22 protein-coding genes and 1 pseudogene are annotated in these 24,730 nt (G+C 69.3%); 13 read left to right on the plus strand and 10 right to left on the minus strand.

Annotated features, from left to right (window positions below):
• Positions 1 to 350 precede the first annotated feature (350 nt).
• Together menD and ODE13_RS15430 are read right to left on the minus strand one after the other, a co-directional pair.
• Positions 351 to 2,207 (minus strand): 2-succinyl-5-enolpyruvyl-6-hydroxy-3-cyclohexene-1-carboxylic-acid synthase, encoded by a 1,857-nt coding sequence (gene menD / locus ODE13_RS15425; RefSeq protein WP_322480057.1) that lies wholly within the window; start codon positions 2,205 to 2,207, stop codon positions 351 to 353.
• A gap of 9 nt (positions 2,208 to 2,216) precedes the next feature.
• Positions 2,217 to 3,254, minus strand: coding sequence for an o-succinylbenzoate synthase (locus tag ODE13_RS15430; protein WP_322480058.1), 1,038 nt, complete (start codon positions 3,252 to 3,254; stop codon positions 2,217 to 2,219).
• 49 nt (positions 3,255 to 3,303) lie between these two features.
• Between ODE13_RS15430 and ODE13_RS15435 the strand changes: the two genes are divergently transcribed.
• Complete coding sequence (locus ODE13_RS15435; protein WP_322480059.1) at positions 3,304 to 4,299, plus strand: phosphatase PAP2 family protein; 996 nt, start codon at positions 3,304 to 3,306, stop codon at positions 4,297 to 4,299.
• Between the two features lie 16 nt (positions 4,300 to 4,315).
• On the opposite strand, the gene ODE13_RS15440 is transcribed toward ODE13_RS15435, so the two are convergent.
• From ODE13_RS15440 to ODE13_RS15450, 3 genes are all read right to left on the minus strand, one after another.
• Positions 4,316 to 4,459, minus strand: coding sequence for a hypothetical protein (locus ODE13_RS15440; protein ID WP_179540970.1), 144 nt, complete (start codon positions 4,457 to 4,459; stop codon positions 4,316 to 4,318).
• A gap of 12 nt (positions 4,460 to 4,471) precedes the next feature.
• Positions 4,472 to 5,227: an MBL fold metallo-hydrolase gene (locus ODE13_RS15445; protein WP_322480060.1), complete on the minus strand. Its 756-nt coding sequence runs from the start codon at positions 5,225 to 5,227 to the stop codon at positions 4,472 to 4,474.
• A gap of 94 nt (positions 5,228 to 5,321) precedes the next feature.
• Entirely contained in the window at positions 5,322 to 7,604 is a 2,283-nt protein-coding gene (locus tag ODE13_RS15450) for a rhamnogalacturonan lyase (RefSeq protein WP_416210735.1), read from the minus strand.
• Between the two features lie 226 nt (positions 7,605 to 7,830).
• On the opposite strand from ODE13_RS15450, the gene ODE13_RS15455 reads away from it, so the two are divergent.
• On the plus strand, positions 7,831 to 9,327 hold the full coding sequence (locus tag ODE13_RS15455; protein ID WP_322480061.1) for an alanine/glycine:cation symporter family protein: 1,497 nt from the start codon (positions 7,831 to 7,833) through the stop codon (positions 9,325 to 9,327).
• On the opposite strand, the gene ODE13_RS15460 is transcribed toward ODE13_RS15455, so the two are convergent.
• On the minus strand, positions 9,275 to 9,967 hold the full coding sequence (locus ODE13_RS15460) for an alpha/beta hydrolase (protein ID WP_322480062.1): 693 nt from the start codon (positions 9,965 to 9,967) through the stop codon (positions 9,275 to 9,277). The genes ODE13_RS15455 and ODE13_RS15460 overlap by 53 nt on opposite strands.
• 129 nt (positions 9,968 to 10,096) lie before the next feature.
• Between ODE13_RS15460 and ODE13_RS15465 the strand changes: the two genes are divergently transcribed.
• Positions 10,097 to 11,209 carry a fatty acid desaturase family protein gene (locus tag ODE13_RS15465; protein WP_179540974.1) on the plus strand — a complete coding sequence of 371 codons (1,113 nt, stop codon included), beginning with the start codon at positions 10,097 to 10,099 and terminating at the stop codon, positions 11,207 to 11,209.
• Between the two features lie 37 nt (positions 11,210 to 11,246).
• Here ODE13_RS15465 and ODE13_RS15470 read toward each other — a convergent pair whose 3' ends face one another.
• The gene (locus ODE13_RS15470) at positions 11,247 to 11,546 is read right to left on the minus strand and encodes a VOC family protein (protein WP_322480063.1); all 300 of its coding nucleotides are present in this window, start codon (positions 11,544 to 11,546) and stop codon (positions 11,247 to 11,249) included.
• Positions 11,547 to 11,678: 132 nt separating this feature from the next.
• Between ODE13_RS15470 and ODE13_RS15475 the strand changes: the two are divergent.
• Together ODE13_RS15475 and ODE13_RS15480 are read left to right on the plus strand one after the other, a co-directional pair.
• Positions 11,679 to 11,792: pseudogene (locus ODE13_RS15475) on the plus strand (HTH domain-containing protein); the annotation flags it as partial.
• A gap of 382 nt (positions 11,793 to 12,174) precedes the next feature.
• Positions 12,175 to 12,534, plus strand: a complete 360-nt coding sequence (locus ODE13_RS15480) for a WYL domain-containing protein (RefSeq protein WP_322480064.1) — start codon at positions 12,175 to 12,177, stop codon at positions 12,532 to 12,534.
• A 7-nt stretch (positions 12,535 to 12,541) separates the two neighbouring features.
• Here ODE13_RS15480 and ODE13_RS15485 read toward each other — a convergent pair whose 3' ends face one another.
• Positions 12,542 to 14,386, minus strand: a complete 1,845-nt coding sequence (locus tag ODE13_RS15485) for a sensor histidine kinase (RefSeq protein ID WP_179540976.1) — start codon at positions 14,384 to 14,386, stop codon at positions 12,542 to 12,544.
• Positions 14,387 to 14,473: 87 nt separating this feature from the next.
• On the opposite strand from ODE13_RS15485, the gene ODE13_RS15490 reads away from it, so the two are divergent.
• The 4 genes from ODE13_RS15490 to ODE13_RS15505 all read left to right on the plus strand — a co-directional run bounded on the left by ODE13_RS15490 (position 14,474) and on the right by ODE13_RS15505 (position 19,189).
• Complete coding sequence (locus ODE13_RS15490) at positions 14,474 to 15,151, plus strand: response regulator transcription factor (protein ID WP_322480065.1); 678 nt, start codon at positions 14,474 to 14,476, stop codon at positions 15,149 to 15,151.
• Positions 15,152 to 15,787: 636 nt separating this feature from the next.
• The gene (locus tag ODE13_RS15495; RefSeq protein ID WP_416210738.1) at positions 15,788 to 18,037 is read left to right on the plus strand and encodes a S9 family peptidase; all 2,250 of its coding nucleotides are present in this window, start codon (positions 15,788 to 15,790) and stop codon (positions 18,035 to 18,037) included.
• Complete coding sequence (locus ODE13_RS15500) at positions 18,037 to 18,819, plus strand: class I SAM-dependent methyltransferase (protein WP_322480067.1); 783 nt, start codon at positions 18,037 to 18,039, stop codon at positions 18,817 to 18,819. Before ODE13_RS15495 ends, ODE13_RS15500 begins: the two co-directional genes overlap by 1 nt.
• Positions 18,820 to 18,859: 40 nt before the next feature.
• On the plus strand, positions 18,860 to 19,189 hold the full coding sequence (locus ODE13_RS15505) for a LapA family protein (RefSeq protein ID WP_322480068.1): 330 nt from the start codon (positions 18,860 to 18,862) through the stop codon (positions 19,187 to 19,189).
• Here the strand turns inward: ODE13_RS15505 and ODE13_RS15510 are convergent.
• Complete coding sequence (locus ODE13_RS15510; protein WP_322480069.1) at positions 19,186 to 20,181, minus strand: DUF2332 domain-containing protein; 996 nt, start codon at positions 20,179 to 20,181, stop codon at positions 19,186 to 19,188. The genes ODE13_RS15505 and ODE13_RS15510 overlap by 4 nt on opposite strands.
• Positions 20,182 to 20,262: 81 nt before the next feature.
• Here ODE13_RS15510 and ODE13_RS15515 point away from each other — a divergent pair, with 81 nt between their 5' ends.
• Positions 20,263 to 20,994: a hypothetical protein gene (locus ODE13_RS15515; RefSeq protein ID WP_322480070.1), complete on the plus strand. Its 732-nt coding sequence runs from the start codon at positions 20,263 to 20,265 to the stop codon at positions 20,992 to 20,994.
• Here the strand turns inward: ODE13_RS15515 and ODE13_RS15520 are convergent.
• Complete coding sequence (locus ODE13_RS15520; RefSeq protein WP_322480071.1) at positions 20,958 to 21,683, minus strand: TIGR02206 family membrane protein; 726 nt, start codon at positions 21,681 to 21,683, stop codon at positions 20,958 to 20,960. The genes ODE13_RS15515 and ODE13_RS15520 overlap by 37 nt on opposite strands.
• A gap of 391 nt (positions 21,684 to 22,074) precedes the next feature.
• Here ODE13_RS15520 and ODE13_RS15525 point away from each other — a divergent pair, with 391 nt between their 5' ends.
• From ODE13_RS15525 to ODE13_RS15535, 3 genes are all read left to right on the plus strand, one after another.
• Positions 22,075 to 22,800 carry a glycoside hydrolase family 11 protein gene (locus ODE13_RS15525; protein ID WP_322480072.1) on the plus strand — a complete coding sequence of 242 codons (726 nt, stop codon included), beginning with the start codon at positions 22,075 to 22,077 and terminating at the stop codon, positions 22,798 to 22,800.
• A 133-nt stretch (positions 22,801 to 22,933) separates the two neighbouring features.
• Complete coding sequence (locus tag ODE13_RS15530; RefSeq protein ID WP_322480073.1) at positions 22,934 to 23,467, plus strand: N-acetyltransferase; 534 nt, start codon at positions 22,934 to 22,936, stop codon at positions 23,465 to 23,467.
• A gap of 45 nt (positions 23,468 to 23,512) precedes the next feature.
• Positions 23,513 to 24,676 carry a PucR family transcriptional regulator gene (locus tag ODE13_RS15535; protein ID WP_322480074.1) on the plus strand — a complete coding sequence of 388 codons (1,164 nt, stop codon included), beginning with the start codon at positions 23,513 to 23,515 and terminating at the stop codon, positions 24,674 to 24,676.
• The last annotated feature ends 54 nt before the right edge of the window (positions 24,677 to 24,730 follow it).

The following is a 24,730-nucleotide window of genomic DNA, read 5'->3' on the forward strand; positions in this document are numbered from 1 at the left end:
GCGATCTGGATCATCGACTCCCCTACCCGACAGGCCCTACCACTGGGGGAAACCTCCAGGCACTGTGCCGACGACATCATCGACTCAAATCCCACGGCCACCTCGAGATACCCGCACGTCCGGCCCCGGATCCAACCTCACCAGAACCAGCCCCACCTCGAGAACCATGTCGCCACCGCGCGCCTGCAGTCCGACTCACGCCTGACGTCCGTCCATCGGAGCGCCCCGTCGGGCTTTCCGCCCTGCCGCGCCGACGTCGTCCTTCACCGGTCCGTGGTCCGGTGGACCTCCTCCACTGCCCCACCCCGGTCCAGCTGCTGTCCTGAGGGCCGGCTGTACCGTTGCGCCCGTCACAGACCGGCCACGCCCTCCTTCATCCTGGCGTGCAGCTCGCGCAGCCCCCGGCGATCGGTGCGGACCTCGATGATCCGCAGCCCGAGCCTGTCGTCCGGGTGAGCGAGCGCCTGCCCCAGCTCGCCCAAAGTCTCGACCCTCCGATGCTCCACCGCGAACCCGGCCGCCACGGAGGCGAGATCCACCGCCTGCGGGGTCCCGAACAGCCGCTCCACGGCATCTGCCTGCCCGGGACGTCGCCCCACCTCGCCGTGCTCCAGCTGGTCGAAGATCGCCCCGCCGCCGTCGTTGACCACCACCACGTCCACGCTGGGCGCCTGCTCCCCGGAGGGCAGCAGCAGCGCGTTGAGGTCGTGCAGGAACGTCAGGTCCCCCACCAGCGCCGTCACCCGATGCCCGCGGGACAACGAGACGCCCGAGGCTGCCGAGACGTTGCCGTCGATCCCGGAGAGGCCCCGCAGCGCGAACAGCCGCGCGGGCCCTGGCTCGCCCAGCCGAGCTGACAGGTCGACGTCACGGATCACCGAGGAGGACCCCAGAAGCAGCGGGGTCCGGACGGTCTCCGCCACCGCCTGCGCCACCTGCACCGAGCTCAGTCCGCCGGCCGACGCCTCCGCCAGCTCCCGGTCGACGACCTGCTGCGCCCCTCGGCCCAGGGCCAGCCACTCCTCCAACCATCCTTGCGGCGGGGCGCCGGCGAACTCCCGGATCCGCTGCGGGTCTGCCTGCACCGGACGAGGCAGGCGCTCATCATGCCAGCCGACCCCTGCGGGTCGATACTGGACGACGTCAACCCCCTCGGCGGCCAGCAGCCGCTGCACGGGGCGGGACAGCGTCGGCCGCCCGGCCACCACCACCCGCTGCACGGAGGCGGTCAGCCGTCCGGCTGCGCTCGTCTCGGGCGCCTGCAGCAGCAGCCGGTAGGCAGGCACTGCCGCATCGGCGTGCCGCGAGCCGCTCGTCGGCTCGGCCAGCAGGGGGTGGCCCAGTTCCAGGGCCAGCTGTGCCACCTCCGCCGGAGCGTCGTGTCCCAGCACGAACACGGTGCGCACGTCCGGCTCGATGTCCTGCACAGCTCGCAGGCTGCGCCGAATCTGCTCCCGGGCCGCTTCCCGTTCCTGCGCGTCGAGCCCGTCCAGCAAGGTGCTGCTTCGCCCCTGCTCGGCCGGCCGGGCCGGCGAGTCCGGGAGCACGGGGCGACGGGCCCACCGCTGGGGAGGCGGCGGGGCCTCGCCGTCGGGTGAGCGCGGAACCAGAGGATCCCGGAAGCCGATGTTCAGATGCACCGGGCCCGGCCCTCTCCCACGGGACTCGGCGGCCTGCCGCATCAGCAGCGACACCTGAGTCTCCGCGGAGAGCAGGTCATCCCGGGAGACCGGCTCCATTCGGACCTCCCCCTGCTCCAGATGGATCTCGTCGCGCACTCGTGCCGCGAACATCCCCTGCTGCCAGGTGGTCTGGTTCGCCCCAGTGCCGTGGAGCTCTTCGGGCCGATCGGCGGTGATCGCCACCAGCGGGACCCCGGCCATGTCGGCCTCCATCATCGCCGGCATCAGGTTCCCGACCGCCGTCCCGGAGGTGGTCACCACCCCGGCGGGCCGCCCGGAGTCCAGCGCGATGCCCAACGCCGTATAGGCCGCCGAGCGCTCGTCGATGCGCACATGCAGGCGGATGGCCCCCAGCTGCTCGGCCTCGGCCAGCGCGTAGGCCAGCGGTGCGGACCGCGAGCCGGGTGCGATCACCACATGTCGCATGCTCAGACTCAGGCCACGTACCACCCGACGGGCAAGACGCAGGGCCTCGGCGTCCTCGGAGTCATCGAATTCGCGAAAGGGACGCCTACTGGAATGCATGCCCCAATCCTAAGACGCCGCTTCCTCCAGCACCGCGTGGGCGGCCCGCAGCCGCTCCTCCCACCAGGCTCGGCGCTCCCCCTCCACACGATGCTCGGCCAGCAGCCGTTCCGCCGGCTCCGGAGCCACCACCACGCCGTCGCGCAGCGGCACCGGCAGCGCCCCTTCCCAGGGGATCAGCGGGTGATCGACGACGTCGGCGGCCAAGAGCGCCGCAGTGCCCAAGCCGCAGGCGAAGGGCAGCGAGTCCAACCGGGCGGCCAGCGCCAGCCCGGCCGCCAGACCGATGGAGGTGTCCAGGGCGGAAGAGACGACGGCGTCCAGTCCGGAGGCACGGACCACCTCCGCCGCTCGACCCACACCGCCCAGCGGCGGAACCTTGACCACGATGAGATCAGCCGCACCCAGCCGGGCCACACGCAGAGGATCCTCGGCCTTGCGCACGGCCTCGTCGGCGGCCAGGAGAATCGGCACCCCCCGGCGGTGCAGCTCTTCGCGCAGCACGGCCAGCGGCTCCACCCCGGCCACCGGCTGCTCCGCATACTCCAGCCGGTCGCCGACGACGGCGGAGATCGTCTCGATCGCGTGAAGCGCCTCCGCGTGGCTCCAGCCGCCATTGGCGTCCACGCGCAGCCCGGCATGCGGCACCAGGCGAGCGACCTCACGGATGCGGGCGAGGTCGTCTGCGAGGTTCTGCCCCGGTTCTGCCACCTTGATCTTCACCGCGGGGATGGTCTCCGGTCGCCCGTAGCGCTCCAGCACCGCGGGGACCTCTCCGGCCGTGACGGCCGGCATGGTCGCGTTGATCGGCACGTGGGTGCGCCGCGGAGCCCCCAGGCCGCGCCAGCCGGCTTCCACGGCGGCGTCCAGCCATGCCGCGGACTCGGCGGCCGCGTATTCGGGGAACGGCGCGAACTCCGCCCAGCCGGCGGGACCGCGCAGCAGCATCGCCTCGCGGACGATCTGCCCGCGAAATCGAGTGCGCATGGGCAGCCTGACGACGACGGCGTCGTCGAGCAGCTCCTCGGGGTCCGGCAGGCGTGTCATGGCCACAGTGTAGGCACCTTGACGATGCCGGCCTGCGATACTGGTGCACATGTCCGCTGCCTCGTCCCGCCCCCGTCCGCCGGCACGCCGCACCTGGCTCTGGGTGCTGGGCATGCTGGTGTGCGCATTCACCCTGGTGGCGGTGCACGAGTTCTTCATCCGCTCGTCCACGGGCCAGTGGCTGGAGCAGGCCACCCTGGAGTCCCGGTACTGGAACATCACCCAGGGCCCGCTGCAGAACGACACCCTCCGGGAGGTGCTGGGGGCGGCTCCGACGGTCACGGCGATCATCGCCGGGGTGATCTTCCTCGCCATCACTCTGCTCCGCCAGCGTTTCGTGGGTGCCGGCATCGCAGTGGCCGTGTTCCTGGGGGCGAACATCACCACCCAGGCACTGAAGGGCGTGTGGATCCACCGGGTGGACCCGGACGTGCCGATGTCAGACCCCAACATGCAGCTGTGGTGGTGGGACGTCGCGTCGTTCCCCTCAGGTCACGCCACACTGGCCGCGGCCGCCGCCGTCGCCGTGTTCCTGGTCAGCGCCCCGCACCAGCGCCCTTTCATCGGGCTGTTCACCGGGCTGCTCGCTGTCTTCTCCGGGGCGGCGATCTTCATGACCGGGCACTTCGCCTCCGACATCATCGCCGCCTATCTGGTGGTCGCGCTCTGGGGGCTCCTCGGCGGCTGGCTGGTGATGCGCACCGGCGAGCGCTGGAACACCGTGACCCTGGAGGATGACACCGCCGTCGGGGCGGGCGCCGGCCTCGCCTGGTTCCTGGGGGTCGTGTTCTGCGTGGCCGCCGGGCTTGCGCTACTCTTCGCCGGCGGCTGGGAGGCGATCCGCACGGCGGCTCAGGACCCCAGCGGCTGGCACTGGCTGGCCGGCACCCTGCTGCCGGTGGGACCGGGCTTCCTGCTCTGCGCTGCCGGGATCACCTTCTTCGACGCCGAGGCCGGTCGCCGGCACCACGGGCAGCCCGTGCATGCGCCGCAGCAGTCCGACCATCCGGTCCCCCCGCAGTTCACCCACCTCTACGAGGTCTGATCCAGGGGCCTCGGGCTCAGGAACGCCAGTCGATGCTCGCCCAGATCGCCAGGCCGAAGATGACCATGGCCGCGAGGATCACGAAGAGCCAGTTCAGCTTCACCTGGAAGTCCGGCTCCCCGTGTCCCTCCCCTGAGGGGCGGCGATTGTTGATCAGCATGGGCGGATCGGATCAGTGGCCCGCACGCAGCCGGGTGATGAGTTCCCTGGACTCTTCCGGGCCGTAGGGCAGGATCGGGATCGCCTTGGTGGCGTCGTTCACCGCGTCCCGCAGCGCCTGCTGGGATACCGAGTGCCCCTGCTGCATGCGCCGTCGCATGGAGGCGACGAAGTCGGCGTCGACCGGTCTGCCGTGGCCCGGGATGATCCGGGAGAAGCTCCCGGCCATGGACCAGATCCGGCCCAGGGTACGCACCCACTCCATGGGATGGGAGTCGCGGAAGCTCGGATCCGTGCCCTCGCGGACCAGATCGCCGCAGAACATGATGCCGTCGTGACCCTCCCGGCGGACCACGACGACGACGTCGCCGTCGGTGTGGCCACGGCCCAGGTGCTCGACGACGACGTCGATGCCGCCGATGTCCAGAGACACCGGGCCCTCCTGCACCAGCTGCGTGGAGGTGGCGACCTCGGCATCGCGGTGAGCCAGGATGATCTCCACCCCCTGTTCACGCAGGAAGGCGTTCGCCCCGATGTGGTCACCATGGCCATGGGTGTTCACCACGACCAGCTCCACGTCGGTGACATCTCGGACGGCGGCCAGCAGGGCGCGATGGTCGCCCTCGGCCGGCCCGGGATCGATCAGCACGGCCTGCCGTGTGCCGACCACCAGGCCGATGTTCAGGGGTGTGACTCCGCCGTCGACGGTGGTCATCCAGACGTCGTCGTCCACGCGGGTGAATGGGGCGAGGCCAGGGGTCGCGGCCATCGTGATCACCTTCTCTGCCAAGCGGGTGCCCGTAGTGCTTCATTCTGCACCACGGACACCCCCTTGGCGAGGAACGACTCCGTCAGCTCCGACCTCAGTCGGCTGCCGGGTAGTGACCGTCCGGGATCGGCACCTGCTTCCAGTCGATCTGGTGGCCCAAGTAGAAGTCCGGGTAGGTCGGCTGGTTGTAGGCGGTCTGCTGGAAGGCGACGCCGACCCGGTACTGCGGGTCATGCATCAGCGTGTACAGGCGGCGGTCGGTCACCTCGGTGGAGGTGTGGATCCGCAGGGCCTCGCTGTCCGTGGTGCGCAGCACGAGCTCCTCGCGCCAGTCGCCGAAGACGTCTGCCACCAGGGAGGGGTTCCCCTTGGTGTAGTTGTTCGTCAGCGTCCCCTCAGCCTCCAGCAGGGTGCCGTTCTGCCAGTCCTCGATCCGCGGGGTGGCCTCCCGGTCGCCGCTGATCAGCTGGGTGGTCATGTCCGCCGCCCACCTGATGCTCATGTTCGTGCCGGGGACGGCGCCGTCGACCTGCTCGCCGTCGGCGGTCCACAGTCCGGTGGCGCCGTCGTCCTCTCCCGGCGGGATGGAGGCCCAGGCGTGGTAGCCGGCGGTGTCCGGGTCGATGTCGCCGACCATCCCGCGGCCCACATCGGTGCCCGTGTAGCCGCCCCACAGGGTCTCTCCCGTGGCGGCGTCGCGCATCACGTAGCCATACGGCGCCCAGGGTCCGGCCTCATGGACGGAGAAGATCTCCTGGCCGGGACGTGCGGGGTCGAAGTGCCCCACGTGCAGCGCATCGCCATGTCCCAGCGGAGCCTCCTGCCCGGCGATCGGGCTGTCGGGATGCCCAGTGTCGGTGGAGGAGTACAGCAGGCTGCCGTCGTGGTCCAGGGTGGCGGAGCCGTAGATGATCTCCTGGTTGCCGTCGCCGTCGACGTCGGCCACGCTCAGCGAATGGAAGCCCTGGCCGGCGAAGTCCCCCAGCTCGGGATCGGTGCCGGGGCTGCCGTGCGGCCTGGCGTCGAAGGGGTTGTCCATCGGCACATGCCCGGAGTCGGCCACCCACCGCTCGGTGATCTGCTCGCCGTCGAAGTCGTACGCCGCGGCCGCTGAGCGGGTGTAGTACCCACGGGCGAAGACGGCCGACGGCGCCTGGCCGTCCAGGTAGGCCACACCGGCCAGGAAACGGTCCACCCGGTTGCCCGGCTCGATGCGGGACATCGCATAGTCGCCCCACATCAGCCCGTCGTCGCCACGCTCGGGCGTGTACTCCACCGTGTCCAGCTCAGCACCCGACTCACCGTCGAAGACCGTCAGGTACTCGGGGCCGTGGACGATGAAGCCCTCGAAATTGCGCAGGTCGTTGCGATCGCTGCGCTCGGGCGCGTAGTCGTCGATGAAGTGGTCGGCCAGCTCGCGGGCATCCGCGTCGCTGAGCGGATACTCGTGGGAGGGCTCCTCGCCGAAGGCCTCCTCCAGGGTCTCCGGCCACTGGCCGGAGACCACCTCCGGATGCTCGTGCCAGCCGCGGAACATCTCGACCACATGCTCGTAGTAGTCGTCGGCGCTGAGCCGGTAGTCATCCTCGTGGCTGTATCCCGCGTCGAGGTCGGCCTGCGGCATCGAGACGTGCTCGCCGTCGCCGGCCACGGTGCCCGGGGCGGTCTTCATCATGATCTCGGAGGTGCCGTCGCCGTCGAAGTCGTAGACCAGGAACTGCGTGTAATGGGCTCCGGCGCGGATGTTGGGGCCCAGCTCGATGCGGTTCAGCAGCTTACCGTCGAGGGTGTAGGTGTCCACGTAGACCTCCCCGGTGTAGCCCACCTGGGAGACGTCCTTGGAGTTGCTGGGGTCCCATTTCACGATGAACTCATAGCGTCCGTCACCGGTGACGTCCCCGACGGAGACGTCGTTCGCGTGGTACTCGTACTCCTCCCCTGCCGGAGTGACGCCGCCCTCAGGCTTGTCCAGCGGCAGATCGTAGTGGCCCTCGGCCCAGACCTCGGCCTCACCGTCGGGGCCGTTGTGCGGTGCGTTGCCGACCGGGGTGACGGTGTAGGTGGCGTCAGCGTCGCCGTGCGCGTCGTGGAAGTTGGTGGAGTCGTTGACGGTGGCGATCCGCTGCCCGTCACGCAGGACATGGAAGTTCGGCCCCTTCATCCCATGGCCGGTGTGGCCGCTCACCTCGTCACCCAGCAGTCGCCAGCTGAGGAAGACGCCGTCGTCGGTCCCGACGGCGACCAGGCCGCGGTCCAGGGCCTCCAGCTGGTGGCCCGGCTGCGGATCGGCGGACACGGATCCCGCCGTCAGCGTCAGCGCGGCGGCTCCCGCCAGGACAGCGGCGGCGGTACGTGCTGTTCGTCGTCGATAAGGCACAGGCTCAGCTCCTCGTTCAGCGCTCTCGGATCATCCAACGTTGTAACGTAGATCACCCTAGAGCGGCGCGGTTGCCCTCGACAACAGTGATGCTAAAAACGTTTCAACCCTGGTGATCACCGCGCCGGCACGGCATGATGACCTGCGCAGCACGCCAGGAAATCACCCCGGCGGCACGATTTCTCCCTGTTGCCCGCCTCACAGCGCGCGATAGGGTCAGCCCATCATGACTATGGATTCACTGCTCCAGATCATCGGAGACATCGAAGAGATCGCCTGGAACTGGCTCGGCATCTGGGTCATCATCGGCGTCGGCGCCTACATGACCATCCGCACCGGAGTGGTCCAGCTGCGGCACCTGCCGGCGATGTTCACCGCCATCGTGGAAAAGGCACGGCGCGACGACACCGGACGCACCAAGTCGCTTTCCGCCTTCCAGGCCTTCACGATCACCGCCTCCGCCCGCGTGGGCACCGGGAACATCGCCGGCGTGGCCGGGGCGATCGCCATGGGTGGCCCCGGAGCGATCTTCTGGATGTGGGTGATGGCCATCCTCAACTCCGCGGCCTCCTTCGTGGAGTCCACCCTGGCCCAGCTCTACAAGACCCGCCGCTTCGACACCTTCAAGGGTGGGCCCGCCTACTACATCCAGCGCGGACTAGGCTCGCGCAGCGGCGGCATCGTCTTCGCCGTGATCTTCATCTTCTGCTTCGCCCTGTCCTTCACCTCTCTGCAAGCCAACACCGTCGTCGACGCCGTCACCGGTGCCGCAGGCGCCACCGGAATGGCGGACACCACCACGCTGACCTGGATCCTCGCGGTGGTGCTGACCGTGCTGACCGGACTGATCGTCGTCGCCGGCCTGCGCAGCGTCGCCCGGGTCGCTCAGAACGTGGTGCCGCTGATGGCCTCGCTCTACATCATCCTCGGGCTCGTGGTGATCATCATGAACATCGAGGAGCTGCCGCGGGTGCTCACCCAGATCCTCGGCGACGCCTTCGACATGCGCTCCGCCGCCGGTGGTGCCTTCGGCATGGTGATCATGGCCGGGGTGCAGCGCGGCATGTTCTCCAACGAGGCCGGTATGGGTTCGGTGCCGAACGTCGCGGCCACCGCCGACGTCTCCCACCCCGCCAAACAGGGTCTGGTCCAGACCCTCGGCGTCTACCTCGACACGATCATCATCTGCTCGGTGACCGCGTTCATCATCCTCTTCACCTTCGAGGATCCCCTCGGCGCGGAGGCCAACCTCGGCGTCGAGCTCACCCAGGGCGCCCTGGAGGCGAATCTGGGCGCCTTCGGCGCCATCGCCTTGGCGGTGATCATCACCCTGGTGGCGTTCACCTCCATCCTGGGGAACTACTCCTACGGCGAGGCGAACATCCTGTTCATCTCGTCCTCGGAGACGGTCCGGAAGATCTTCGCTCTGGTGCTCACCGGAGTGGTGTTCCTGGGATCCATCATGAGCGTGGACCTCGCCTGGGCCATCGCCGGAGTCACCATGGTGATCATCGCGCTGTTCAACCTGGTGGTGATCTGTCTGCTCGGAGGCAAGGCCTTCCGACTGCTGAAGCACTTCGACTCCCAGCGCAAGCAGGGCCTGGACCCGGTCTTCGTGGCCGAGGACATGCCGGACCTGAAGAACGTGGAGTGCTGGGATCGCGAGGACGTCAGCGACTACCTGCAGCAGCGAGAAGCCGCGCCAGGTTCTCAGGGCAGGTGACCTGCGGCCAATGGCCGGAGTCCAGATCCACCAGCTCGACGTCGGATCCGGCCGCCAGCTCCGGCATGAAGCCAGCCGCCAACCACTCCCGGCAGTCCGCAGTGCTGAACTCCGGGCAGATCACCGTCACCGGGATGTCATGCCGCCGGGGGTCTCGGTAGGCCACCGGAGTCTCCAGCACCCCGGCCGGGCTGGGTCGCATCATCGCCTCCAGGCGGGCGCGGGCACCCTCGTCGAGGTCCCGGACGTCAGCGGGCTCGAAGCCCGCCCAACCGGGGAAGGGGACGTCCCTGCCGTCAGCGGGGAACCCCTCCAGGAACGGCCGCCCCTCAGTGGCCGGCATACCGCCGATCATCACCGTGCGGGTCACTGCCTCCGGCCGGGCGTCGGCAGCCAGGTGCGCGAGCGTGGCCGACGCCGAATGGCCGACGACGACGGCGCCCTCCGGGTGGGCGTCGACGGCGGCGAGCACCGAGTCCAGATGATCGTGGAGGGTCAAGCCGGAGCGGTCGGCCTCGGACGCCTCCAGCCCTGGAAGGGTGAGCGGCTGCACGGTGTGGCCGGCCTGCCGCAGCAGGTCGGTGACCGGTCCCCAGAAGTCGGCGGCGAGCCACAGCCCCGGGATGAGGATGAAACGCATGGAGGAAGCCTTCACCCGGGCAGGCGGCGGGTCAAGGCCTGAGGGCCCGGCACCCCCTACTCCGGTAGGGGGCAGAGATGGCTCCAGCGAGTGACGCCGACACGCTGGCCGGCTCTCTACGCTGAGCGCATGAGTATCACCAGCATCGACACCCCGAGCACCGAGCGGGGCAGCGGCGTGGACACCGCCACGCGCATCCCCCGCAATACCTTGACCAAGGACTTCGCGGCCCTGGCCGCGGAGGTCAAAGAGGCTGGGCTCATGGACCGCCGGGCCGACCGGTACATCCTGCGGCTGGTGATCCTGGGACTGGCCACCGCCGGCTCCCTGGCACTGATGCTGACCCTCGGACAGAGCCTGTGGCAGCTCGCACTGGCCGGAGTCTTCGGGATTCTGTTCACCCAGCTGGCCTTCCTCTCCCATGACAGCGCGCACCAGCAGGTCTTCGCCTCCGGGCACCGCAACGAGTGGTTCTCGCGCATCGTCGGCAACCTGGGTGTGGGCCTGAGCTACGCCTGGTGGTCCCGGAAGCACGGGCGCCACCACGCCAGCCCCAACACCATCGGGCGCGACGGAGACATCGCCACCGGCGCCCTCGTCTTCGTCCCCGGCGAGGAGAAGGACCGCACCGGGTTCATGGGCTGGATCACCCGTCACCAGGGCTGGCTGTTCTTCCCGCTGCTGACGCTCTTCGCCTTCGCCCTGCACTACAACGCGGTGCGGACGATCATCCTGGAGCCGAAGGTCAAGCACCGCGCCGTGGAGGCCGTGCTGATCACCGTGCGCCTGGTGGGCTTCCCCGCGCTCGTGCTGCTGACCCTGGGACTTCCTCTGGGTCTGGCGTTCCTCGCCATCCAGCTGGTGGTCTTCGGCGTGTACATGGGCGGCAGCTTCGCCCCGAACCACAAGGGCATGCCGCTGATCCCGAAGAACGAGCGTGTCGACTTCCTGCGCCGGCAGGTGCTGACCTCCCGCAACATCCGCGGCGGCGTGCTCATGGACTGGGCGATGGGCGGCCTGAACCTGCAGATCGAGCACCACCTGTTCCCGCGCATGCCCAGCATGAATCTGCGCAAGGTCCGCCCGATCGTTCAGCGCTTCTGCGCGGAACGGGACGTGCCCTACACCGAGGCCGGCATCATCGAGTCCTACGGCATCATCCTTCGCTACCTGAACCGGGTGGGGCTGGGATACGCCGACCCGATGGACTGCCCGCTCATCACCCAGTACCGCGGACGCTGAGACCAGCCGGGTGGGGCCGGGATCTGTTCCGGTTCCCTCAGTGCCGGCTCGCCCAGTGTGGGCTGTGCATGAGCCCCAGGACGAGGCCGAACGGATCACGCACCACGCCCGTGACGAATCCCGCCTCTCGGCGCACCAGGGGCTCCACTTCCGTGGCTCCCCGCGACACCAGGTCATCCATGGCCGAGGCGACATCCTCGTCGGGACCGATCCGGAACTCCGCGTAGGCCGGCTCCTGGGCTGATGGACGCAGGAAGTAGGGCTGGAGGTCGAGCAGGTCGCTGTACCAGGCGATCACCGCCGGCACGTCCTCGACGTAGTGGGTCTGGGTCGTCATTCCTCGCAGCATGGCGTTCTCCTCATCTGATGTGTGGGTCTGGGGCCGGCACCTGGGGCGTCCGTGATGCCAACTCCACTCTCCCAAGGAAAGTGCTCAGGGTATGAGCACTTTCCTTGCTACGCTCTCCCCATGCGCGCCCACCGCCTCATCGCGGTCCTCCTCATCCTCCAGACCAGGAAGCGGGCGACCGCACGGGAGATCGCCGACGAGCTGGACGTCTCCGTGGCCACGGCCCGCCGTGACCTCGAGGCCCTCAGCACGGCCGGTGTGCCCGTCTACTCAGAGGCCGGGCGTGGCGGGGGCTGGCGACTGGTCGGGGGTGCCCGCACCGATCTGACCGGACTGACGGCGTCGGAGGCTCATGCGCTCTTCGCCGCCCTGGGCTCCACCGCGACGACGGCCGGCCAGCAGACCATGCTGCGCAAGCTCCAGCGCGCGATCCCCGAATCCTTCCACCTCGAGGTCGCCGCCGCGATGAGTGCAGTGCGGACAGACGCCGCCCGGTGGGGACAGCAAGCACAGGACCATCCCGCAGAGGTGGATGCTCTCCAACAGGCGATCATCCGGGGCAGAAAGGTCAGCCTCGACTACACGAACCGGGCAGGACACCGTCAGGACGTTCCGTGTGGACAGGATCTCCACCCTGAGTGCCACCGGCGAGCCGGCCCGACCAGCCCCGATGGATCTCGACGAGGCGTGGCGGGCCGTCGTCGAGCGGTCCGAGCAGGAACGCTCCCGCATCGTCGCCTCTGTGTCCGTCCGCGAAACGGACTGGCCGGTGCTCCGGCACCATTTCGGACGTCACGCGCAGCACGTGGAGGACCGGCCAGAAGGCCGGATGCTGGTGCAGGTGGCCGCCCACACCGTCCGTGGGCTCGCCGAGCAGCTGGCCGGCTGGGGGCAGCACCTGGAGGTGCTGGAGCCCGCCGCTGTCCGCGCTGAACTGGCCAGGATCGGCGCTGAGCTCCTCGACGCCTACGGCTGAGCGCACCTCACGCCAGCGGCAAGCGCGCCTCCACACAGAACCCACCCTCCGGCGTCGGGCCCGTCTCCACCTCACCCCCGACTGCGCTCACCCGTTCCCGGATGCCCGCGAGGCCCAGGCCCGCACCGGGGGCCGGGACGAGATCACCTGTGGGTGGGACGGAGTTGACCACGCTCAGCCGCAACCGACCGTCGGCGACTCGAGCGGTGACCTCCACTGTCGACCCCGGCGCATGCCGCAGCGCGTTGCTCAGCGCTTCCTGCACCAGGCGGTAGGCCGCCAGGCCCACCGCGGAGGGGATCTCCGGCAGTGCCCCGAGTCCATGGGCACGGATCGTCGCCCCGGAGGCTCGGGTGGACTCGACCAGCTGACCGATGTCCTCCAGGCCTGGTGTGGGCCCGGTGGGCGCCTCGTCCTCGCCCCGCAGAATGCCCAGCAGCATCCGCATCTCCCCCAGAGCCTGCCGCGACGACCGGGCGATCTCGTCGAACTCCCGCTGGGCCGACTCCCCGATGCCCGGAGTGCGGTACTTCGCCGTGGCCGCCTGCACGCTGATCACCGACATGCTGTGAGCGACCACGTCGTGCAGCTCGCGGGCGATCCGATTGCGCTCCTCCAGCTCCCGGCGGCGCTGCGTCTGCTGGGCGCTGTCCTCCTCAGAGGCCTGCAGCCGCCCGGCGTTGAGGATCCACTGCCTGGTCAGACTTCCCAGGAGCACCACTCCGGCGCTCACTGAGGCGAAGACGATCGCCGTGCTCAGCGCGCCGCTGGGAACCTCCGGAGCGGCGGCCAGCACGGCGGCGGCGGTCAGCAGCGCGCTGGCCGCCCATCCGCTGGCCGCGCAGTACCACCGACGCCGCAGGGCGGCCACCAGCAGCACCCCACACTGGGTGAGCAGCACCGTCACCGGCCACGGCCACACTCCGACGCCGGACTCCGCCGTGGCTCCCATCAGGGCCGCCGCGGCGACCAGCGACAGCCCGACCCCGCTCCACTGATGACGCAGCGTCAGCACCAGCGCCCCGCAGTGGGCGATCGTGAGCACCATCGCCCCGGCCACGTTGACCTGATAGACCGCGGCCGTCACCGGCCACCCCACCGCGCACAGCACGACGGCGGCGAACACCGCTCCCATCCAGGACCAGGCCTGGGCACTGAAGGAGGCGCCGGTGGAGAGCGCCGAGGGCTCGATCGCCGGTGCCTCCTGAGTCGGCGAACCACCGTCGGGCAGCCGCCCACGACCGCCGGCGCCCAGCAGGCTCGTGGCAAGCACGGCGTCCAGCCACGCCAGGCCGTGCATGAGAGCCGGCAGGGTGACCAGGAAGATGACCCCGATGATGAGGAAGACCGCCGAATCCAGGAGGTAGCGGCTGACGTCGCCCGCAGGCAGAACGGCCGGCGCGATCAGTTCCAGGAGCTGGATGAGTCCGCGCTCCCCCGGGAGGAAGCGGGACCAGAAGAAGTAGGTGATCCCGGCCGGACCCATGGCGATCCACAGCACGGCGATGACGAAGGTCACCAAGCGCACCGGCAGCGCGATGACGGACTCGAAGACGAGGTCGAGCCAGCGCCGAGGGTCACTCAGCAGCTTGAGCATCCCCGCCATGCCAGGTCCGCGCGGCCGGTAGACCACCGGTTCGGGGATGGCACCCCACAGCCACAACCTGCGGCGGGAGAGCTCCGCGAAGCCGGAGGCGACGATCAGCGTCAGCGGCAGCAGCAGCGCCCCGAACCACAGCGGAGCGGTGACGATGGAGGCCGCGGTCAGCGAGATCAGCAGGCTGAACCCGAAGACCGCGATGGGCAGCCCGGGGAGCACATAGGCACAGTCGCGCAGCAGTCGACGGATCATGGCATCGATCCTGAGTCAGAGGTTCTGATGGTCACATCACACCATAGAGCGATGTCCCTGCGGTACCGGGGCGGTAGCGTGGTGACCATGCCCTCCGAGACCTCTGCCGCCGTCCGCGTGCTCATCGTGGATGACCAGTCCATGATCCGCGCCGGCTTCGCCGCTCTGCTGGACGCCCAGGAGGACCTCACCGTGGTGGGCACCGCGGAGGACGGCCAGGGGATCGTCGACGTGGTGCGGCAGACTCGGCCGGACGTGGTGCTCATGGACATCCGCATGCCCCTGGTCAACGGGCTGGAGGCCACCCGGCTGATCGCGCAGATGCCCGGGACTCCGCCCCGGATCCTCATGCTGACCACCTTCGACGCTGACGAGTACGTGTTCGACGCGCTGCGCGTCGGTGCCAGCGGATTCCTGCTCAAGGACGCCACCCCGGAGGAGCTGACCCACGCGGTCCGGGTGGTCGCCGCCGGCGAGGCGCTGCTCTCCCCCAAGGTCACCCGCACGCTGATCGCCGACTACGCCGCCAGACCGTCGTCGAAGCGCAAGACCCACCTGCTGGCGGACCTGACCGATCGGGAGCGCGAGGTCATGACGGCCGTTGCCCGCGGCCGGGCGAACAGCGAGATCGCGGGCGAGCTGCACCTGGCCGAGCAGACCGTGAAGACCCATGTGTCCCGGATCCTCACGAAGCTGGGCCTGCGCGACCGCACGCAGATCGTGGTGACCGCCTATGAGTCGGGACTGGTCCGCGCCGGGGAGTGACAGAGCCGGCAGAACGTTTCCGAAGAACCGCATCTGCCCTCGCGAGGTTGAGCAGCTGAAGAGCCACCGGATACAGGTGGAGGGGAACGGCTGGCGCGATGATCCAGAGCGCGGGCCACCACAGCCCGGAGACCGCAGCAGACACGGAGAAGGCCGCGTGGATGAGGAATCCGAGAGCATGGGCCACGGCAGAGGCACGCATGGACGACGCCACGTCCTCGAGGTCCGCCAGGGAGACGACCTGCTCGCCGGGCGGACGGATGAGTCTGTTCCACCCGATCACCGTGAGCAGCCGGTCGAAGAGCGTGACGCCCGCCCTCCGCAGGAACCTGGCGAGCCCTTCCGGCACGCAGAAGGCCCTGCGCGGGATGACTGACGCCAGAGGGCGGCCGACGAACACCACGGTGCCGAAGGTCCCCATCGCGACACACAGCGCGAAGGCCGGATGTGCAGGCCCTATCTCCGACCACAACCAGCCCAAGGCCGCCAGGAGTGCGGCCAACGATGCGAGCGACGTCACCATACCGACATCAGCCTACCAACGGCGGCCTGGCCCGAGGCGGGCGCTCCCCCTGCCTCGGATATCGTGCTGAATTCACGCCCACAGCCCTCAAGATCGCCTCGCGACCTGATTGAATGAGGACCATGTCTGAGATCCCCGCTCCCCCGCAGGCGAAGAAGGTCCCCACCACCCGCACCCACCACGGTGACACCATCACCGACTCCTACGAGTGGCTGCGGGACAAGGACTCCCCGGAGGTCCAGGACCACCTGCACGCGGAGAACACCTACACCGACGCCGTCTCCGCGGAGCAGAAGCCGCTGCGTGAGGCGATCTTCTCCGAGATCAAGCACCGCACTGTGGAGACCGACCTGACGGTGCCCTCTCGCCGCGGCGGGTTCTGGTACTTCACCCGCACCATCGAGGGTGAGCAGCACTCGATCTACTGCCGCGTGCCGGTCAGCGCCCCGGACACCGAGACCGCCGGTGCCCAGGCCCTGGAGTCCTGGACACCGCCGGAGGTGGAGCCCGGCGTCGCGCTCCCGGGTGAGGTGACCTACTTCGACACCAACGCCGAGGCGAAGGCACACTCCTTCTACCAGCTGGGCGGGATGAGCATCGACGAGTCCGGCCACCTGCTCGCCTACTGCGAGGACACCACGGGCGATGAGCGGCACACCTTGCGCTTTCGCGACCTCACCACCGGGGAGAACCTGCCCGAGACCGTCGAGGACGTCCACGGCGCCGCAGTCCTGGACCCCACCGGAGCCCGCGCCTACTACATGGTGGCCGATGAGACCTGGCGCCCGTGGCGGCTCTATGTCCACACCCTCGGCACCGACGCCGCACAGGACCGGCTGCTGCTGGAGATCAGCGACGAACAGCTGTGGACCGGATTCGGGCTCTCCTCAGACAAGCGGGAGCTGATCATCGTCTCCGGCAACTCGGAGTACGACGAGACCCGCCTGCTGGACCTCACCGACGCCGACGCCGAGCCGGTGCTGCTGATCTCTGCGGCCCGTCGTCTGCTGCACAGCGTGGACCCGATCGAGCTCGACGGCCAGCGCCTGCTTCTCGTCACCCACAACGCCTCCGGGCCGAACAACGGGCTGAGCCTGACCACAGCGGAGTCGCTGGCCGCCCAGGCCCTCGACGAGGAGCTGGATCTGGGCACCGAGGTCCTCACTCACGAGGACACCGTGAAGCTGGAGGGTGTGGCCGTCACGGCCGCCCAGGTGCTGGTCAGCGCCCGGCGGAACACCGTGGAATCGGTGCAGCTGCTCTCTCTGGACACGCTGCGGCAGGTGCGCGACGGCGGGTCGCCGGTGCCGACGTCGTCGCTGCCCGGCCCGGCCTTCGACGAGGAGCTGTTCACCTGCGCCGTGACCTCCGCCGAACATGAGGCCCCGCTGTTCCGGGTGCTCTACACCTCGTGGTTCACACCGCCACGGATCTACGACATCCCGCACGCTGCCACGTCCGACGACAGCGCCGCGCCGACGCCGATCCTGCGCCGCGAGACCCCGGTCAACGACGTCGACCTCACCGCCTACCGGGCGACCCAGACCTGGGCACCGGGCGAGGGCACCGCCCCCGACGGCAGCCCTGTCCGCGTCCCGATCACGGTGATGCACCATCGCGACGTCACCCCTGACGGCACCAACCCCACCCTGGTCTACGGCTACGGCTCCTATGAGATCAGCATGGACCCGTCCTTCGGGATCCCGCGGCTCTCCCTGTTGGACCGGGGCGTGGTCTTCGCGATCGCGCATGTGCGCGGCGGCGGGGAACTGGGCCGCTGGTGGTACGAGGACGGCAAGAAGCTGACCAAGGCCAACACCTTCACCGACTTCATCGCCGCCACCGACCAGCTGATCAGCGAGGGTTGGGCGGATCCGGCGCGGATCGCCGCCCTCGGCGGCTCCGCCGGCGGGCTGCTGATGGGCGCCATCGCGAACCTGGCCCCGGAGAAGTACACGGCGATCGTCGCGCAGGTGCCCTTCGTGGACAACCTCACCTCCATTCTGGACCCGGACCTGCCGCTCTCCGCCCTGGAATGGGAGGAGTGGGGCAACCCCATCGAGGACCCCGAGGTCTACGCGTACATGAAGTCCTACTCCCCCTATGAAAACGTCCGGGACACCCGGTATCCGGCGATCGCCGCAGTGACCAGCCTCCATGACACCCGGGTGCTGTACGTGGAGCCGGCCAAATGGGTGCAGGTGCTGCGCGAGCACCAGCAGGGCGAGGCCCCGGTGGTGCTGAAGATCGAGATGGACGGCGGCCACGGCGGCGCCTCCGGCCGCTATGAGTCTTGGAAGGAACGCTCCTGGGACTACGCGTTCCTGGCGCACCACCTGGGTGCCGTCGAGCGGCGGTTCTGATGGGTGAGGCCGTCGCGGTCGAAGGGCCCTGGACCGAGAACCCGGACATGGTGCAGGTCTACGACGTCGAGAACTCCGGGATGTGGGACCACGAGTTCTATGCCGCACTCATCGAGGAGAAGGGTGCCCGCCGGATCAGCGACATCGGCTGCGGCACCGGAGTGCTCGGCGTCGAGCTGGCCCGCCGGGGACTCCAAGTCACCGGGGTGGACCCCGCGGCGGCGATGATCGAAGCCGCGCGGTCCCGACCAGGCGGCGAGACCGTCACGTGGATCCAGGGCACCGCGGAGCGGCTGCGCACGGCAGTCGCAGACTTCGCGGTTATGGAAGGCCATGTGGCCCAGTACTTCCTGCCCCGCGGCGAATGGGACGAGGTGCTGCGCCAGGCTCACCGGAACCTGGTGCCCGGCGGGTGGCTGGCCTTCGAGACCCGCAATCCGCAGGGGCTGGAGCTTGACGCCTGGGATGCCGAGCACACCCGCGAGACCCAGCCGCACCCCGACGGCGGTGAGTTCACCTCCTGGGTGGAGCTCGCCGCCGTGGACGAGGCCTCAGCCGACGCTGAGGCCGACGGTCCGCTGATCACCCACCGAGGCCACACCGTGCTGCCCGACGGACGGCACCTGGTGGTCCACGAGACCCTGCGCTACAGGAGCCTGCCCACACTCATCGAAACGCTGGCCGAGGCCGGCTTCGCCGTGGCGGAGATCTGGGGCGACTGGGACCGCGAGGAGCTGCATCCGGACAGCCCGGAGATCATCATCCTGGCGCAGAAGCTGTAGGTCCTGGTCAGCGCCGCGCCTGGCGGATTAGCTTAGGGGCATGCCTTGGTTCGCGTGGATCGTGATCGCCGCCATCGTCGTCGGCGGCCTCATCGCTGTGGCCACCGTCTGGTCCGAACGTGGGATCGGTGCCCCGCCTGACCGAGACGAGCTTCAGCGGCTGAAGCGCCGGATCGCCGAGCTGGAGGAGCAGCAGCAGTCCGCGAAGCAGCTCGAGGGGCCGCATATCCCGACCCGCGCCGAGGAGAACCTCACCGCCGAGGACCGTTGGCGGCTCGACATGCTCGAGGCCCGGTTGGAGAGTCTGGAGTCCCGAGGCGAGGGCCCGGATACCGACGAGGACGGGAACAGCGACGAGGAGAAGCCTTAGAGCGCCCGGGCGTACTGACCGTGCGGTCCGGTGCGGGCGATCGGCTCCCCGTCGAGCGCCAGCACGAAGTCGGTGGCGTCGTCGTCGCCTCCGGGCAGCCGCTGGGCGATCTCCGGGAGCACGTTCACACCTTCGTTGGAGATCCAGCGGGCCTCGGAGGCACGGACCTGCCGAGCGAAGGACTCCCGATCCTCCAGCGGCAGGTAGGCCAGCACCGCGGAGTGGAAGACCACCGGTGTGGCCCCGTGGGGAACCTGGGAAAGCAGCTGCGGCAGCATCCCGTTGAGATCCCCGCGCACCAGCGAAGGCGGCTGTGCGGCGACCAACAGAGCTCCCGCGTGGATACGGTCCAGGCGGTATTCCATCCCTGGCCACACCAGGGTCTCCAGCCACTCACGGTCGTCGTCGCGGCGCAGGTCCAGCGGATTGAGGTCCACTCCGGCCCGCCAGGCCACCTCCGGGAGCGACGACGGCGGTTCGATCCCCTCCAGCGCGCAGTCCAGGTCCACCTCGGCACGCACCGGTCCGGTGGGCTCCAGGGTGATGGGGCCTTGCCCCGTACCGTAACGAATCTCCCAACAGTCCGGGTACAGCAGCAGTCCGGCGGAGGCACCCACCTCGATGAGCGCCACCGGGCCCTCGATGCGCGCGAGAGCGAGGTTCAGGACCGCACTGCGTCCCGGTTCGTTGGTCTGGGTGCGACGCTGCCGCATGGTGGCGGCGATGTCCTCCCAATGCGTGATGATCTGCGGGCGGGCATCCTCCCATGGTTTCAGCGGGGTACCGTGCAGCCGGGCTGCGGCGAAGAGCAGATTCGGCTGCCGCTTCTCCGCCGGCAGGGTCAGCAGTCGGTCGAGGATCTCGGTGTCCTCGGCGACGCCGAGGGCCCAGTCCTCGTACAGCACGGACACCGGAGCCGCTTCGACGTGCCCGAAGTGCCGGTAGAACTCGCGCAGGTGGTCCAGGTCGCCGTCATGTGTGATCTCCCGCATACCCTCACCCTACGGGTGCGACCGGGTTTCGGGAACTGACCTCGGAGAAAGGCCCGGTGGCACCTCGGGTACGGTGTCCGCATGGAGGAGAGGACGGAGTTCACGCCGGCGCGGCACGCCTTCCGCTTCCCCAACAGATTCCGCAACGTGATCTGGTCCGGGCGCCTGCCGCCGTGGACGGGCCGAACGAAGACCGTCACCAGCCGAGGACGCTGCGGCGGCATGGTCTTCTCCGCACTGGACCACTTCCATGCGGGGAGGCCCGTTCCGCCGTCGACGCCCCATGACTTCGACGGCGCGGAAGTGCCGCCCGACGGGCACCCGCTCGCCGACCACCTCCACTCCCGCCAGCTGCACAGCATGGTGACCAGCTGGTGCGGGGCGCTGAACGGGCTCCGGTTTCTGCTGTGGAGCCTGCTCCCCACCGCCGCCCTGACCACACGGACATCTCGTGAGCTGGAGAAGATCGTGGCCTCCATCGACGACGGCGTCCCGGTGGCGCTGGGCCTGGTGACCGCCTCATCCGTGCGGCCAGGGCACCTGGGACGGAACCACCAAGCCGTCTGCCACGGGTACCGTAAGAGCAGCTCCGGCGAGGTGGATCTGCTGATCTATGACCCGAATCATCCCTACGATCCCTCGTCCCCAGAACGCAGCGACATCGTGCTCCGCCGGGCCGACAGCGAGACCTCCGGCGCTGAGCCGCCGTCATTCCCCTACCGGTCGTCCTCCACCGCGGGACGCACCCGGTACTGGCGCGGCTTCTTCCTCGAGCGCTATCGGTTCCGGACTCCGCCGGCGCCCCTGCGCTGACGTGTCCACGGCCACGTCATCAATGCCCAGACCGCCGCGACGAGCACGATCTCCCAGAAGATGAAGATCGGCCAGGGCCCGAGAAGATCCAGGATCGAGGCTCCGGGCGGGTGGTCGTTGAGAAAGCCGTAGTTGGTCCCGATCAGCGCGTTGATCCCCATCACCAGCGCCGCCCAGAGCAGCACCGCGCCGAAGGCGAGGCGGAAATCTCGCCACTGCGGACGGTACCCCAAGCCCCAGATGAGCCCGATGGCAACCAGCAGCACGGTGATGTGCAGCCCCCAGTAGAACGGGAACTCCACCGGCGAGAGGCGGAGCTGGCTCGGATGCGGACTCAGCAACGCCTGAGTGTTCAGCGTCAGGCCCCAGTAGTAGGTGATCGCGACCGCCCAGCGGGCCCGCCAGATCAGCGCCACGGCGGCGATCAGCCGCAGCACGTCAGAGAAGTGCAGCGGCAGCGACCGGCCGATGTCCCAGTTCTCCGGCAGCATCCACCAGCCCATCCACGCCAGGGAGGCGACCAGCAGGACCCACCCGCCCGTCGTCGTCACCGGGCGTTCGGCGTCTCGGCCGCGCAGCCGGCGGGCGGCCACCACGACGACGACGGCGAGCGCGGCCGCCAGCCCCAGCAGGGCGAGGTGCCGGGCACCGAAGACCTCTGGGGCGGCTGCGGCGATCACAGGGGTCACATCTTCACTGTACGTGTGAGCGGAGCACCGACCCCACAGTCCGGATCGCCTCACGGCTTCGCACCTGGTGTGTGAGATCGCACCTCCGACGTTGGGGGTGCGATCTCACACACCAGGTGCGGACCAGCGAGCGCCGGCCGGAACAGCAGCACGGAGCAAGGGCCGCGCGCCTCACTCTGTCACGAAGACTCCCACGAGGGAGGTGAACACTTGCCATGAGATGTGACGTGCACTACATTTCCGTTCATCGGGAGAACAAAATGTGCTCACTCGCCGATCTCCCGCCGCACCCACCGTGCCGCGACCCGGCACAGCTCCGAACCGGACGCGGAAGCCTGATCACCTTCCCAGCCGGACCGTGAACATTCCCACGAAAGGTGATGACATTCCCATGACCACCGCTCAGACGCTGCCCACCCGGACGGCGACACGACCCCCGCTCCCCGGCCGCGTCCGCCGGCTTCTGCACCGCCGCGCCGTCGCCGTCGCCGCCGCGCTGGCCATGCTGTGCGGGGCCGTCCTGGCCACCCCGGCCTCGGCCCAGCCGGTCTACGAGGACACCCAGGGTTATCACGACGGCTACTTCTACACGTTCTGGACCGACGCTCCCGGGACCATCACCATGAACCTGGAGCCGGGAGGCAGCTACTCCACGCAGTGGGGAGACACCGGGAACTTCGTGGTCGGCAAGGGCTGGTCCACCGGCACGTCCCGGACCGTGGACTACTCCGCGACGTTCAACCCGTCGGGCAACGGCTACCTGGCCCTCTACGGATGGACCCGTGGTCCGCTCGTGGAGTACTACATCATCGAGGACTACGGCACCTACCGTCCCACCGGTGACTACAAGGGCACCTTCTGGTCGGACGGCAGCTACTACGACATCTACGAGACCACTCGGGTCGAGGAGCCGTCGATCGACGGCACCCAGACGTTCCAGCAGTACTGGAGCGTCCGGCATGACACGCGCACCAGCGGGTCGATCACCACGGCGAACCACTTCCACGCGTGGGAGCAGGCCGGCATGCCGCTGGGCAGCCACGACTACCAGGTCATGGCCACTGAGGGCTACCAGTCCTCCGGCAGCTCGTCCGTGACGGTCCACACCGCCCCGTGATGCGCAGGCCCTGACCCCAGCCCGAGACTCTGCACCCCGGAATCACGATCGCACCGCCATATCTGGTGAGGCAGACGTGATTCCGGGGTGCAGAACGGCCGGAACCCACGACGGCGGCGGTATCGTGAGCCGCATGACCATTCACGCGGCCCGAGCGTCCGGGTGGCGCACACGCCCCGAATCGCCAACGGATCCCGCCGATGCGGCCTCCGTGCGCCGCATCACGCGCGCCGCCTTCGAGACCAGCGCCGAGGCAGATCTGGTGGACGCTCTCCGGCAGGACCCTGCCTGGATCCCCGGGCTCTCCATGCTGGCGCTGACACCGGAGGGTGAGCCGGTGGGCCACGCCTTGCTGACCCGCTGCCACATCGGTGAGATGCCGGCCCTGGCCCTGGCTCCCTGCTCGGTCGTCCCGGTTCACCAACGCACCGGAGCGGGATCGGCCGCTACCCGCGCCGGGCTCGACGCCGCCCGGGACCTAGGCGAGGACGCCGTTGTGGTGCTGGGCCACCCTGAGTACTATCCCCGGTTCGGCTTCGAACGAGCCTCCTCCCACGGGATCAGGGTCGGCTTCGACGTCCCTGACGAGGCTCTGATGGCACTCAGCCTCACCGGTTGCCCACTGCCGACGGGGACGATCCGGTACCCCACACCGTTCGGCGTCTGAGACTGGTCCTCTGCACCCCGCGACGGCGGCGGTATCGTGACACCCATGACAGCGGATGAGCACTGGGAGCGGCTCCTCACCGCCCTGGAGCAGGACGACACCATCCTGGAGCAGACGATCCGTGACATCCGCGCCACCGTACCGGGCTACGACGACGTCCCGGACTCCGCCCTGGAGTCCTCCGTGCGGCGCAACATCGCCCTGAGCATCCGGACTGTGCGTGCCGGTTTCGAGCCCTCCCCGCAGGACGTCAGTGAGGCCGACGCGCTGGCCTCGGAGCGCTATGCCCAAGGCGTGCCCGTGGGCAGCGTGTTGGCGGGCTTCCGAGTGTGCATGTCCGTGATCCTGCACCGCCTGCTGGAGCACGCCCCGGCCCACCGCATCCCTGCCGACCAGGTGCTGGCCTCCTCCACCATCCTGTGGGCACTGGGAGACGCCTTCTCCTCCCGGGCGGTGCTCGTATACCAGGACAAGGACCTCGCCCGAGCTCTGGCCGACTCCACACGCCGGGCGGCATGGATCGGCGACGCCGTCGCCACGTGGATGGAGCCCGCGGAGCTGGCCCGGGGCGCGGCTCTCTACGACGTCCCCACCTCCGCGCCGCTGCGCGCCCTGGCCGCCGACTCCCACCCGGAGGCCGACGTCGACCGCCAGCGCGCCCTCGACGACTGGGCAGAGCGGGCCGGAGTGAGGATCCTGACTGCAGTCCGCGCCTCCTCGCTGGTGGGGATCGTCATCGGAGAACCCACTCCCGGAGTCCACCCGGCCCGGCTCACCGCGGCGCTGGGCCCCGCCGTCGCGCTGGACGAGCTGCCACGATCCTTCGAGTCCGCCTCTGCGGCCCTGCGTGCCGCCGAGGCGGTGGGCCGCACCGGACTGGTGGATCTGGAGAGCCTGTCCTGGCGGGCCGGGGTGCACGCCTCCCCGGAGGTCACCGCTCTGCTGAGGGAGCGCTACCTGGCGCCGCTGGAGGACACCGGCAGCTTCGGCGAGCATGTGCTCGAGGCCCTGGAGGCGTATCTGACCCACCGACTGAGCATCCCCCTGGCGGCCCGCAGCATCCCCGTGCACGTCAACACGCTGCGCTACCGGCTCCAGCGCTTCGGGGAGATCGCCGGGGCAGATCTGGGCGACCTGGACACCCTGATCGAGATCTCATGGGCGCTGGCGTCCCGGCGGTCCGGCCCACCCCGTGGCGGTGCTTCGTAGCTCGACACAAGATCCGCGTCCCAGCGTTGAACATGTCGATGTAGCCCAGATCAC

Source organism: Nesterenkonia sp. HG001 (assembly GCF_034438835.1).
Taxonomy (GTDB): Bacteria; Actinomycetota; Actinomycetes; order Actinomycetales; family Micrococcaceae; genus Nesterenkonia; species Nesterenkonia xinjiangensis.

Coding starts and splice junctions, on each gene's coding strand:
- menD (WP_322480057.1), bottom strand. CDS start 2,207: ATGCATTCCAGTAGGCGTCCCTTTCGCGAATTCGATGACTCCGAGGAC.
- ODE13_RS15430 (WP_322480058.1), bottom strand. CDS start 3,254: ATGACACGCCTGCCGGACCCCGAGGAGCTGCTCGACGACGCCGTCGTC.
- ODE13_RS15435 (WP_322480059.1), top strand. CDS start 3,304: ATGTCCGCTGCCTCGTCCCGCCCCCGTCCGCCGGCACGCCGCACCTGG.
- ODE13_RS15440 (WP_179540970.1), bottom strand. CDS start 4,459: ATGCTGATCAACAATCGCCGCCCCTCAGGGGAGGGACACGGGGAGCCG.
- ODE13_RS15445 (WP_322480060.1), bottom strand. CDS start 5,227: ATGGCCGCGACCCCTGGCCTCGCCCCATTCACCCGCGTGGACGACGAC.
- ODE13_RS15455 (WP_322480061.1), top strand. CDS start 7,831: ATGACTATGGATTCACTGCTCCAGATCATCGGAGACATCGAAGAGATC.
- ODE13_RS15460 (WP_322480062.1), bottom strand. CDS start 9,967: ATGCGTTTCATCCTCATCCCGGGGCTGTGGCTCGCCGCCGACTTCTGG.
- ODE13_RS15465 (WP_179540974.1), top strand. CDS start 10,097: ATGAGTATCACCAGCATCGACACCCCGAGCACCGAGCGGGGCAGCGGC.
- ODE13_RS15470 (WP_322480063.1), bottom strand. CDS start 11,546: ATGACGACCCAGACCCACTACGTCGAGGACGTGCCGGCGGTGATCGCC.
- ODE13_RS15485 (WP_179540976.1), bottom strand. CDS start 14,386: ATGATCCGTCGACTGCTGCGCGACTGTGCCTATGTGCTCCCCGGGCTG.
- ODE13_RS15490 (WP_322480065.1), top strand. CDS start 14,474: ATGCCCTCCGAGACCTCTGCCGCCGTCCGCGTGCTCATCGTGGATGAC.
- ODE13_RS15495 (WP_416210738.1), top strand. CDS start 15,788: ATGAGGACCATGTCTGAGATCCCCGCTCCCCCGCAGGCGAAGAAGGTC.
- ODE13_RS15500 (WP_322480067.1), top strand. CDS start 18,037: ATGGGTGAGGCCGTCGCGGTCGAAGGGCCCTGGACCGAGAACCCGGAC.
- ODE13_RS15505 (WP_322480068.1), top strand. CDS start 18,860: ATGCCTTGGTTCGCGTGGATCGTGATCGCCGCCATCGTCGTCGGCGGC.
- ODE13_RS15510 (WP_322480069.1), bottom strand. CDS start 20,181: ATGCGGGAGATCACACATGACGGCGACCTGGACCACCTGCGCGAGTTC.
- ODE13_RS15515 (WP_322480070.1), top strand. CDS start 20,263: ATGGAGGAGAGGACGGAGTTCACGCCGGCGCGGCACGCCTTCCGCTTC.
- ODE13_RS15525 (WP_322480072.1), top strand. CDS start 22,075: ATGACCACCGCTCAGACGCTGCCCACCCGGACGGCGACACGACCCCCG.
- ODE13_RS15530 (WP_322480073.1), top strand. CDS start 22,934: ATGACCATTCACGCGGCCCGAGCGTCCGGGTGGCGCACACGCCCCGAA.
- ODE13_RS15535 (WP_322480074.1), top strand. CDS start 23,513: ATGACAGCGGATGAGCACTGGGAGCGGCTCCTCACCGCCCTGGAGCAG.